Here is an 11,047-nt window from a genome sequence, read left to right on the forward strand (position 1 = left end):
GGTAATGTTAAAGCTAATGGCACTGAGATTGAAATTCCAGTTAAAGATGGTAAAACATCTGTAACGGCTACAGTAGTAGATATGGCTGGTAATGAGAGTGAGAGTGCAACCGGAAGTATAGAAGTAGAGGCGGTAATTCCTGAGATAGAATCTATGAGCTTTATAGATGACGATAAAGCACAAATTGATAGCATGATAAGTTATTTTGAAAATAAAGGACTATGTCATGATTTTGATTCAAGCAGATATGTTGGCGACATCACTAAAGACGAAACAGATACTAGCTCAACCATTAAAAATTTAACCAACGACGCCAGCCAAGAGGCTAGTGTAAAATTATCGTCTGCTTTACCTAGCGGATATGATCTAGTTGTATATGGTTCAGATGGTAAAGTCGTAGCATCTACTCAAGATGGCACACTTACATCAACTGATGGTGTTACGTATAACTTTACAAACAACATCTCTGCTGATGGTAGCTATACATACACCGCTAAGATCGAAAACAACGGCGTTTCTGTAAGCAACGAAAAGAGCGTAAGTATGACACTAGATAGCCATATGGATATAGTAGTTGATAGCACAAGCTACAAGCATAGCACTATAACCTTAAAAGGCGAAGAGGGTGCTAAGGTATTTTTAACATATAAGAATGATAGGGGCGAAACACTTCGGGTAGATGCTAGCGAAGCTAATGGCACATATACGCTAAATTTAAATGAAAAAGGAAGTTGGCACCCTTCGTTTTATGGAAATGCTCAAATTTTCATGGTCGATGCAGCTGGTAATGTCTCTCAATCTGGTATCGCTATGCTAGAGAGAGTATATTCTGATGGTGGACATATGAATTCAGGCTTTGATAAAGATCGAACTATAACGTATGATACCTATCATAGCGGTTCAAATATCCAAATGACTACATCTGCTGATAAAGGCTATCTAACAAGCGATGCTAATGATATGATTATTACTAATACATATGTAAGTGGTACAGAGCCTTCAATCATCAACACCTATGGTGGTGATGATACGGTATTTATCGGAACAAATCTAAGTAAGGGTAAAGTTGATCTAGGCGAAGGTAATAATAAACTAATAGTAGGCACTTCTGATTCAAAAATTATTGATGGATATATTACAGCTGGTGCTGAAGTAAAAGCTGGCTCTGGCGATGATATCCTTAGTGTTAGAACAAATATAGATGGATCTAGAATAGATCTAGGAGATGGTGATAACACTATAAGCGTGGGTAACTATATTGTCAATTCTACCATAACCACTGGCTCTGGCGATGACGTCCTTAATGTTAAGGAAAATTTCCGTGGTGGCGCTAATGCAGATCTAGGCGATGGCAATAATACTATAAACATAGACGGTGCTGTTCAAGCTAATGCTTCTATAACCACTCACTCTGGAGATGATACTATAAATATCAAGTATCAAGTTGTAGATTCTACTATCGATACCGGTGCTGGCAATGATACATTAATTATCGGTGGTAGTGTTAATTTAGGTAACAAGATATATATGGGCGACGGAGACGATGCTTTGAGTATAAGAGGTGGTATTGGTGTAGCATCAACCAAAATTGATCTTGGTGCTGGAAACGATACCGTAACTGTATATAATAGCAAAGATACAATAGCCAATATAGATGGTGGAGATGGATACGATACTTTGGTTCTTCATGAAGCGAAAAGCTCTGTAGATTTTACAAATATAAGTAATCGTGTTAACAATATAGAAGAGATCTCATTAGCTGCTGATGGTAAGGCTAATACTATCAAAATCAGTGCTCAAGATGTGCTTGATATAACAGATGATAATAACATCTTAAAGATATCTACTAGTGAAGATGGAATCGTCGGTGATAGTGTTAAACTTGAAACCGGTAGAGGTAGTTCGACTTGGACTAAAGGTGAGTCAAGTGATGGCTATACATCTTATACGGCTATGTCTGGCGGCAAGACAGTTGTTATACAAATAGATGACGATATAAGAGTCGATCTATAATCAACAAGGGGAGCTATCCCCTTGTTTTTAAATCTCAAAACAGATATAAATAATATAAAAATACTACATTTAATAACACAATAATAAAATTTTAAAAACGATAAAAGTCTGAAATTTATAAGAATTTGAAGTTAAAATTTGGTGTCAAGAGAGAGACTTGAACTCTCGACCTCCGGCTAATAAAAAAGCTGGCATAATATTTGGTAAAAAGGTAAATCATCCCGGCATAAAGGCAAATCCATATCTAATAAAAGCATGGGATATATATGCAAGCGGTGGTTTAAATCGTGTAAGTAATGAGCTAGCGGTAAACGTAGGTAAAGAGATAGCAAAAGATATAAAAATTATTTTTAAGTAGACCTTAAAAGCAGATTTAAAAATATAAAAATTCTCATTTTTTACCTTGATTTTATAGGAAATGATATATAATCCGCAAAAATATTAAAGGCTTTTTATGAATTTTACAATTATGGATATTGTTGTGATTGTGGGTGTTGTTGCCACAGTAATAGGTGTTATTGTTGCCTATAAAGCATATAAAAAGACGTCTAAAACAAATGTCGGCAATAATAACATTTTAAATAACACAAATAGCAATATCGTAATCAACGGCGATCAGAATATAAACAATAATGTTAGACAATAATATTTCAAATAATACAAATAGTAATATTGTAGTAGGAGGCAGTCAAACTATAAACAGTATTACTATAAAGATAAATATCGACATAGGGAGATTATCAAACATTTGCGAGACCAATGCAAAAGAAATTATAGGGTTATTAAGTAAGCTTGAAAGCAATTTGGCGATAGAATATGACGACAACTTTATTAATATAGATGTTAAAAACAAAATAAACGAACTAGAACTATTTTATACAGAATTTATAAAAGAAGAAGAAACTAAGCTTGCGATTTTAGACGATTTTTTTAAAGACAATAATTTAACAAAGCATATAGAGAAGGCAGCAAAAAGTATCAGAATGAGTATTTTTTCTTTTAAAAATAGAAACTCTAATAGATTAAATCCCGATATTTTTAATCAGATTATACAAGAGCACACATCAAGTATAGATGATAATGACATTAAAGACGTAATGCAGCTTATTATATTTTATTTATATAGATACTGCTATATCGGTGAAAAAAATGGAAACTAGATATATAAAGACGCATAGAAGTAAAGATATAAAAAGAAGTGTGCTAGTTGTAGCAAAAGAAATATTAAAAAGACTAAATACGCAGTATGGAACAAAACTAGGTCTTATATACAAAGAGATAAAAAGGCAAAACAATATTCAGCAAGCAGATTTTACGTGTGCTTTAAATTTTCTATTTATTTTAGGACAAATTGAGTATATTAAAGAGTATGATGAACTCATAAGGGTAAAGCATGAAACTATCTAAAATTTATGCAAATAGTGAAATTTTTAAGCCGATAATATTTAACGATGATATGAATTTTATATTAAGCGGCGATCATAGTGTAGGTAAAAGTACGCTATTTGCTTTAATAGACTTTTGTTTATTAAAAAAGGATAAAGGCGTATTCGATAGAGAAAATTTTAGAAATTTCATTTTCTATTTGGAATTAAAATCTAAAGATTGCTATATAACCATAAAACGACCTACGCAAGGTAGGGCTAATATAGGCATAAAAATAACGCAGGCCCCCGAGCTTTTATCAGACTGTGATAATTTTGACAAAATAGGCGGTATAAATACTATCAAAGAGTATCTAGACTCTATATTGAATTTTAAAGTTGATAACTTCAGAAGATACTTGTCATATTTTTTAAGAGATCAGGATAACCAAAGCGATATTTTTAGGCTCAATAAATTTTTAAAAGACAAAGATATAAATTTTAAGCCAATCGTTGCTAATTTGCTTTCTATAGAAGGCAAAAACATAAAAGAAAAATATGACATAGAAAATGATATAAAAAAAACAGAGCAAGAAATAATTTTACTCGAGGAAGATTTAGGGGACTATACAACTAAAGAGCAGATTGAAGCAGAGCTAGTAATATATGAACGACGCCTAAAAGAAAAGGACGGGATGTATGAGAAATTTGATTTTTATCTATCTGAAAAAAATATTAGCAAAGAGCTTGTGGACAAGATAGAAACAGACACGTCTGTATTAAATAAAAGGCGAAACTCTATTATGAGAGAGATTGCCTATATAGATGAATTTATAAAGCAGGATATAGTCATTAAGGAAGATGATTTGGAGGCTCTCTTTAAAGAAATGGAAGTATTGTTTCCTAAGGAGCTAAGAAAAAACTATCAAAATGTCATAGATTTTAATAAACAGCTAGCAGAAGAAAGAGCAAAAACCTTTAGTGAAAATAAAATAAAATTTGAAAAAGATTTGGAACATATAGATTCTAGCCTAATGGAGCTTAACAAGAAAAGAATGCAAATTTTATCCGTCCTAGAAAATACAGACAGCATGGATAAATTTAAAAAACTTCAAGAAGAGATAACAAATCTAAAAATAGAGATTGGTTTACATAACAACAGACTAAATAAATTTAATCTTATCGACAATAAAAAAGCAGAAATAGTTTCACAAAAGAATAGCCTAAATCTTGTGATTGAAAGGAATAAAGAGCTTGTAAAAACCTCTTTTATAAAACAAATACAAGAAAAAATAAGTGAATATAGTGCTATCGTATTTGGTAAAGATGCTGCTTTTTCGGTCGGGTTTAACAAGGAAGATAACATAGAATTTGATTTAAAAATAGCAGGAGAAAAAGGCTTTGATAATGACTTAGAAAAAGGCAAAACTATAAAAAAATTACTATGTTTTATTTTTTCTGCAGCACTTTTAGAAATGTACAAAAATGATAATTTCTTTCATTTTTTAGCATTTGATAGCCCGTTTGACGGCGACAAGAACGAATGGCAAAAAGGAACATTTGAGGCCATTAAAAAACTATCTAATCAAGGGCTACAAGTTATTATAACATCAATAGATGATGTTATAGCACCAGTTTTAGATATGAAAGAAATAGAAAGTAAAACAATTAAATTTTTATCTGAAAAAGATAAGCTATTGGGTAGTTTCTAATTTTATTTAATAATATACGCCTTTCCTCTCTTATCCCTAACCTTTTCAAAATAGCTTAATGCAAGCACTAAAGCCCAAAACCTATCCGCGTGGTCGTGCTCGTTTCGGTCGCTATCGTATGTGAAGCTTTTTGCCTCTGCTTTTCGCTTGATAGCGTGAAGATCGGCGATGAGAGAGGGATCGTTTGGTATGATTATGCTTTTATCCTCAAAGTGCTTTTTTAAATTTAGAGCCATAGCTTCTTTTGAAATAGCCGTAAAATACACTCCCTGCGTACGTGACGGAAAGCGTCTTTTTACCTTTTCGGCTACGCTCATGCCTATACCCGTCTTGTCTATCTTTTGCATAGCCAAAGGATTAAGACGCAAAAAGTCGATGAGTAGATTTTCTTGTGCCTTAAAGCTTGCTTTGGCGATCACGTCAAACACACTTAGCTTTTTTACGCCATTTTCATCAAAAACGGCTATGTGAGCACTTCTATCCTTTGTGCGTCCCACGTCAAATCCTGCGTATTGCGGAGTATTTTTAGATGGCAAGGTTACGCGGTAGTCGCCCACGCAGCTTTTTATAAGCTCGACGCTTAAAAGCACGTTTTCATCGTCGATAAACTGACACTCGTAGGCACTCGCCCAAGTATCGGCGTCAAACAAATCCCGCATCGTCTCAAGATCAAAATTTAGTCCGTCCTCTATTGCTCTATAAATATCTACTCGGTGGCGAGAGAACATATAGTATTTTACCTCGTCGCTAAAAAGCTCGTGAAAAAGACTATGCTCTTCAAACGGCGTCGAAAGTATGGTTAGCCTACCGGCTAGCTCCGATACTTGGGACGAATGCGTGCCAGATACGCTTTTGGTTTGGATACCATGCAAACTCGTCCATCCAAATATCGCCGGTAAAACCCTGCACAGTTCTAAAGTTATGAGCCATTACGCGGATAACCGCACCGTTATCAAGGCTTTTTTCATATTCGCTGTTTTTAGCAAAAGCTATGTTAAATTTCGCCGCCCAGCCGTCAAGATAGTTCATTAAAATTCTAGCCTGCTCCTCGTTTGCACTTAAAAATAGCTGATTACGTCCCGCGACGGCTCCAAGTAACGCATCGAGGCTTGAAGCGTATGAAAAGCCTATTTGACGAGATTTTAGCACGATGCGAAACTGCGAGGTATCGTTTATAAAATCCTTTTGATACCCATAAAGTCCACCTTTGTTTAGCACGATTTGCTTTAGGCTCTCATAGTCCGAGTTCATCAAAATTGCCGGCTTTTTCTTATTTTTTACCTTTTGCTCTTTTGCTTTTACGACTTCAAGCCTTGAAAGAGATGCACTAAGCATGGCGATTTGTTTGGCTTTGCTATAGCTGCTTTTACCCTTGCTAAGCGCTGCGATCTGAGCCTTTAAATTTTGGATCGTAGGAGCGTCGTCGCTTTTTAGCTCTTTTTTCCAACGCGAGAGAGTAGCACCGTTTATGCCGTATTCTTTTGAAATTTCTACGGCGGAGTAGCCGCTAGCTAGTAAATTTAAAATAAGTTCTTTGTTTTGTTTTGAGTATGCCATCACTCATCCATGCAAACGGAGTTAAAATAGCAAAGTGTAAAATCAAAATTTAATATATCTACGCCCCTCTCATCGGTGGCGTCCACGCTTGATGATTTAAAATTTAAAAGTGGAGTTAAGCTCATAAGCTCTTTTAATACCGCCTCACCGCTTGCTATGGGCACGATAACGGTTAAAACGGCTTTATACTCTACGTGATTAAGCACGTTTCGTTCGGATATAAATAGCTTAAAATCATCGTCATGTTTTAAAACTAGGCTCTCACAAAGGGCCAATAGCTGCTTTTCGGTTGTGATATTTTCTACTTCCATACTCTCTCCTTAAACTGCGGCGTAAAAATATCCGCCGGTATTTTTCTTTGTAATAAGCTTATAAAATTTATCCATCCAATACTCCTCCCACTGTTTAACGTCTTTAAAGGTATCTAAGCTTTCGTCGTATTCGTTTGCTCGTTGCTGAATTTTTAGCCAAAGCTTTTGCCCTAAAAGCACGATGGTGTAAAATACCCTCGCTTTTAGCAGGTTTTTAAAATCCACGCTAAATTTTGCTATCTCAAAATCGGTCATCTCGACATACGGGATAATCTCATCATCGGTTATCATTTTAAGTTTATTATATCTGCGAATTTCGGTTAAAATTTCATCCATATTGTTTTTACTCCTTTACTTGTATTTAAAACCATCTTCAAAACGGCTTCAAAAACGACGAGAATATTTTATTAATATCTTTTATCGTCCTTAATGCCAAAACGTCTTAAAACGCTTTATTTTGCATAGCCTAATATTCCGCGTGCTTCGGTTAGGCTTAAAATACCGCTTTGTGCCAGTGAAGTTACCAGCTCTCCGTCGTCTTTAAAGCTGCTTACGTCAAGAGGTTTTAGCTTTATAGGAAAGCCGATGCTATCAAAACCACTCTATTTGCTCTTGCTTTGGTATGATAGTTAGCTCGTTAAAGCTATGAAGCTGTCCTATAACTTCACTTCCGCCGCCAAGTTGCCCCGAGCTTATTACGCCCATCATTCTTGGCGGCACTCCGTGAGCGGTGATGATCTCGTCTCGGTTTAAATTTTTAAGCTTTTCAAAGCTAATATCTTGCACCTTGCTTAGATCTTCGATGCGAACCTTTGCGTTTTCTCCATTTGCGGTTAATATAAGCGTTTTATGAGCGTTGTTTGTACCCCTGAAATTTGAGCCGAAAAACTCTTTAAAGGCGTTTAGCTGCATCTCATCGGGTTCTGAGTTTTCAAATATAACCGCAGTATCCGCACGTGCGGAATTATCAAAAAAAGCGTTATTAAAGCTGTCGGCTTTTTGATTGGTTAAAAGCGGTAAAAGAGTGCCTAAGTAATCGGGCTCGCCGTAATACCTACTGCGCGACGAATAGTAATATAGATGTCTTGCGTTTAGCACTATTTTACGGCCGTCTTTTAGTTGAAAAACCTCTCTATTTTCATTTACGCGCCCTTCGATACTAGGTAAAAAATAGATGTTTTTACCGGCGATCTCCATAAAGGCGTTACCGAAAATTTCAAGATTTAGTATAAAAGCGTATAAAAAATCTTTTGGCGTCATGCCTTGCCTTTCAAGCTTTGATCCGTCCTGTATATTTGAAAGAAGAGAAGCTTTTAGCTGTATGGCGCGACGATGATAGGTATTTACATAAAACAGATCAAGCATCATATCAAAGCCGAAAAACGGCTCGACAAGTCCGCCGCCGTCTTTGCTCTCATCGGTTAATTGAACACTATCGCTTACGCTTTTAAAAATTACTTGCATATATATCCTAAAACATTTATTTCAAAAACGCCATTTTATGATAAAAATTTTTTGTTTTCTAGCTAGATACGACATATATGTCATATCTAGGTTTTTTAAAATTTTATTTTTTGCCAAAATGCACGCAATATTTTAAAGGAGCGTAATAGATGAGTAAAGAGATCACAAATATGCAAATAAAACTAATCTCGCTTGTTAGTGCGGGAGTGAACAATAAAAAGATCATTTACAAAAATGAGAATTTTAACGAGCTTTTACGAGTCGATTTTAAAAAGAGCGATGATGAGCAAGGCGTAGTTTACGGGATCGTGTATGTGCCTGACGAAGTCGATACGCAAGGAGATTGTGCAAATGCAAACGAGATAAAAAAAGCCGCTTATAACTTTATGAAAAGAGCGGATCTTGGATACTGCGTTGACGTAAATCACGATTTTAACATCACAAATGCCTATATCTGCGAAAGCTGGATAGTAAAAAGCAAAGATGAGTTTTTTAGCGAGATCGGAGCATGGGCGGTCGGCATAAAGCTAGAAGATGAAGATCTAAAACAGATGGTAAAAAACGGAGCAATAACGGGCTTATCAATGTATGGAAGCGGCATTATAAAAAGTGCCGAGCCCGACACCACCAAAGGCGGCGTAATGGCCGTGCTAAAAGAGTTTTTCGGCTCAAGCGAAAATTTAAAAAAATAAACTTCAAAAAACAAAGGAGAGACAATGGATGAAAACAAGGTAGAGGAGCTTGTAAAAGCGGGCATAAGCACAAGCGAGGCAAAGCTTGAGGCACTTGAAAAATCAGTAGGCGAACTAACCGCAAAGCTTGAGGCGATCACGTGTGAGCTTAGCAAATCAAAACAAGACGAGACGATCAAAAAACAAGAAAATTCACCAAGCAAAGGAATACTATAATGAACGCACTAAATGAGATCTTAAAAACGAGTATGAATGCGACTAACGTTACGCTTTCAGGTGCACTTACGCCCGAGCAAGTGCATAACTTTGTCGATGTTATCAAGCAAAATAACGGCTTTTTGCAAAAAATTCACACCGAAAAGATGGGTAGATTAACCAAAGAGCTTGACGCATGGGATGTAGCTAATGGTATTTTAGTGCGTGTGTCAAGCGGAGATAAACCAAACGATAACCAAAGGGTCGCACTTAATAAAGTCGGCACAAAGCTTGACGCAAAAAGCGTTCAGCTCTTTGCTCGCATACTTCAAGATGTGCTAGAGGACAACAAATCAAACCCTAAATTTGAAAGCGAGACGTTTGAGAGCTTTGCAAAGGCTTTTGGTAACGATCTTGCGCTGTTTGGCTTTATCGGAGAAAGCGATACGTATGACGGCAGCTTTAAGACTCTTCATAAGGGTTGGGTTGCCGTAGCAAAAGACTCTAGCAAGGCCACAAAACTAACCTATGCGTCAAACGATAAAAGATAGACTAATCGCGCTTGTAGCTTCTTTACACCCTGATATTTTAAGCCAAGCGGTGATCCTTATCAGCCCGGCTGACGCACAGGAGTATAACAAAGAACTTGCCGCGTTAAATTCTCCGACGTATCTAATACAAGGCGGAGCGGATAAAATTTTAGGAGTACCGCTTGAGGTAACGCCTTTAATGCCAAAAGGAGAGTATCTGGCTACTCCGCTTAAAAATTTAGTTTTAGGCACGGTGCTTGATATTCGCCGCAACAGATGGTATGACGCGGAGGAGCGTGCACTAAAATACGTCTTTGACCTATATGTTGATTACGAGATAGTCATCAAAAAATGGGTTAGCTATATGAAACAAGCTTAAATGGCAAAAATGGAGTATATCGCGACTAAAAACATCTGCATAAAAGGCAGCTTTGTAAAAGAGGGCGAGAGCGTACGGCTTAGCGATGAAGAGGCGAGCGTATATTTAAACGAGGGGATGATAGATTTTACCCCCGTTGCAGACGAGAGAGAAGAAACGAACGAAAGTAAAGAAGATGAAGCTAACGATTAAGTGCTTTAAAAATATAAATGACGGCACGATCGGTGAGTTTAAACTTATGCAAGGTAGTGAAGTTTTGTTAAGCGGTTATACTCTTGAGCAGGCAGGTCAGGATACAACTACGCCAAATCAAGATAAAAGAATATCTGCAGGAACATATACGGCTACATGGTCTTTTAGCCCGGACTTTCAAAGAGAGCTACCGCTGCTTTTTAATGAGTCGGTAAGTAAAAAACGCCGTATTCTAATACACGGCGGCAACTATCCAAAGGATACGCTAGGCTGTATTTTAATAGGCACAGAATATAACGAAGTAGGTATTTTAAAAAGCAGAGACAAGTTAAAAGAGCTTATAAATTTAACCCGCGATAACGATTTTAAAGTTGTTATCGTAAATAACAAAGGCATATAAATGAGTATCTTTAGCAAGCCTTTTTTATATGCTATCGGTGCATGCGGATTTTTAACCATATCATTAATCGGTGCAGGAATAAAAATAAGCTCTCTTGCGGTGGCAAATGAGATTTTAGAAAAAAGCAATGAAGATCTAACTAAAAAAGCGGAGGAGCTAACGACCGATAAGGCTACTTTAAAAGCAAATCTAGCCCATTGTGATGCCACTCTCGCTTCTCAAAACCAAGCCATAAAAG

At 36.4% G+C, this 11,047-nt stretch carries 17 protein-coding genes and 1 pseudogene; 13 read left to right on the top strand and 5 right to left on the bottom strand.

Annotated elements, in window-relative coordinates; translation table 11 throughout:
- From KDE13_RS07840 to KDE13_RS07865, 6 genes and pseudogenes are all read left to right on the top strand, one after another.
- Positions 1–2,013: pseudogene (locus KDE13_RS07840) on the top strand (hypothetical protein); the annotation flags it as partial.
- 157 nt (positions 2,014–2,170) lie between these two features.
- Complete coding sequence (locus KDE13_RS07845) at positions 2,171–2,371, top strand: hypothetical protein (protein WP_212143404.1); 201 nt, start codon at positions 2,171–2,173, stop codon at positions 2,369–2,371.
- Between the two features lie 96 nt (positions 2,372–2,467).
- On the top strand, positions 2,468–2,659 hold the full coding sequence (locus KDE13_RS07850; RefSeq protein WP_212143406.1) for a hypothetical protein: 192 nt from the start codon (positions 2,468–2,470) through the stop codon (positions 2,657–2,659).
- Positions 2,646–3,173 (top strand): hypothetical protein, encoded by a 528-nt coding sequence (locus KDE13_RS07855; protein ID WP_212143408.1) that lies wholly within the window; start codon positions 2,646–2,648, stop codon positions 3,171–3,173. Before KDE13_RS07850 ends, KDE13_RS07855 begins: the two co-directional genes overlap by 14 nt.
- Complete coding sequence (locus KDE13_RS07860; RefSeq protein ID WP_212143409.1) at positions 3,163–3,420, top strand: ABC-three component system middle component 6; 258 nt, start codon at positions 3,163–3,165, stop codon at positions 3,418–3,420. Before KDE13_RS07855 ends, KDE13_RS07860 begins: the two co-directional genes overlap by 11 nt.
- The gene (locus tag KDE13_RS07865) at positions 3,407–5,089 is read left to right on the top strand and encodes a hypothetical protein (protein WP_212143411.1); all 1,683 of its coding nucleotides are present in this window, start codon (positions 3,407–3,409) and stop codon (positions 5,087–5,089) included. Before KDE13_RS07860 ends, KDE13_RS07865 begins: the two co-directional genes overlap by 14 nt.
- 2 nt (positions 5,090–5,091) lie before the next feature.
- Here KDE13_RS07865 and KDE13_RS09585 read toward each other — a convergent pair whose 3' ends face one another.
- The 5 genes from KDE13_RS09585 to KDE13_RS07885 form a co-directional block, all read right to left on the bottom strand.
- The gene (locus tag KDE13_RS09585; RefSeq protein ID WP_229204398.1) at positions 5,092–5,961 is read right to left on the bottom strand and encodes a phage terminase large subunit family protein; all 870 of its coding nucleotides are present in this window, start codon (positions 5,959–5,961) and stop codon (positions 5,092–5,094) included.
- Positions 5,894–6,646: a terminase large subunit domain-containing protein gene (locus KDE13_RS09590; protein WP_229204399.1), complete on the bottom strand. Its 753-nt coding sequence runs from the start codon at positions 6,644–6,646 to the stop codon at positions 5,894–5,896. Before KDE13_RS09590 ends, KDE13_RS09585 begins: the two co-directional genes overlap by 68 nt.
- The gene (locus KDE13_RS07875) at positions 6,646–6,957 is read right to left on the bottom strand and encodes a hypothetical protein (protein WP_212143421.1); all 312 of its coding nucleotides are present in this window, start codon (positions 6,955–6,957) and stop codon (positions 6,646–6,648) included. The genes KDE13_RS09590 and KDE13_RS07875 overlap by 1 nt, the downstream gene beginning before the upstream one ends.
- A gap of 9 nt (positions 6,958–6,966) precedes the next feature.
- Positions 6,967–7,293 carry a competence protein CoiA gene (locus KDE13_RS07880; RefSeq protein ID WP_212143423.1) on the bottom strand — a complete coding sequence of 109 codons (327 nt, stop codon included), beginning with the start codon at positions 7,291–7,293 and terminating at the stop codon, positions 6,967–6,969.
- A gap of 255 nt (positions 7,294–7,548) precedes the next feature.
- On the bottom strand, positions 7,549–8,421 hold the full coding sequence (locus tag KDE13_RS07885; RefSeq protein ID WP_229204400.1) for a phage portal protein: 873 nt from the start codon (positions 8,419–8,421) through the stop codon (positions 7,549–7,551).
- A gap of 149 nt (positions 8,422–8,570) precedes the next feature.
- Between KDE13_RS07885 and KDE13_RS07890 the strand changes: the two genes are divergently transcribed.
- From KDE13_RS07890 to KDE13_RS07910, 7 genes are all read left to right on the top strand, one after another.
- Entirely contained in the window at positions 8,571–9,113 is a 543-nt protein-coding gene (locus KDE13_RS07890) for an XkdF-like putative serine protease domain-containing protein (RefSeq protein ID WP_229204401.1), read from the top strand.
- Positions 9,114–9,137: 24 nt separating this feature from the next.
- On the top strand, positions 9,138–9,329 hold the full coding sequence (locus tag KDE13_RS09595) for a hypothetical protein (protein WP_229204402.1): 192 nt from the start codon (positions 9,138–9,140) through the stop codon (positions 9,327–9,329).
- Positions 9,329–9,859 (top strand): hypothetical protein, encoded by a 531-nt coding sequence (locus tag KDE13_RS09600; RefSeq protein WP_229204403.1) that lies wholly within the window; start codon positions 9,329–9,331, stop codon positions 9,857–9,859. The genes KDE13_RS09595 and KDE13_RS09600 overlap by 1 nt, the downstream gene beginning before the upstream one ends.
- A complete protein-coding gene (locus tag KDE13_RS09605; RefSeq protein ID WP_229204404.1) occupies positions 9,837–10,217 on the top strand; it encodes a phage major capsid protein in 381 nt (126 codons plus the stop codon). Before KDE13_RS09600 ends, KDE13_RS09605 begins: the two co-directional genes overlap by 23 nt.
- The gene (locus KDE13_RS07900) at positions 10,218–10,409 is read left to right on the top strand and encodes a hypothetical protein (protein WP_212143424.1); all 192 of its coding nucleotides are present in this window, start codon (positions 10,218–10,220) and stop codon (positions 10,407–10,409) included.
- Positions 10,393–10,809 (top strand): DUF5675 family protein, encoded by a 417-nt coding sequence (locus tag KDE13_RS07905; protein WP_212143426.1) that lies wholly within the window; start codon positions 10,393–10,395, stop codon positions 10,807–10,809. The genes KDE13_RS07900 and KDE13_RS07905 overlap by 17 nt, the downstream gene beginning before the upstream one ends.
- Positions 10,810–11,047 (top strand): hypothetical protein (locus KDE13_RS07910; RefSeq protein WP_212143428.1); only part of this gene is annotated, 238 nt, incomplete at its 3' end.

It is taken from the genome of Campylobacter anatolicus (genome assembly GCF_018145655.1).
Lineage (GTDB): Bacteria > Campylobacterota > Campylobacteria > Campylobacterales > Campylobacteraceae > Campylobacter_A > Campylobacter_A anatolicus.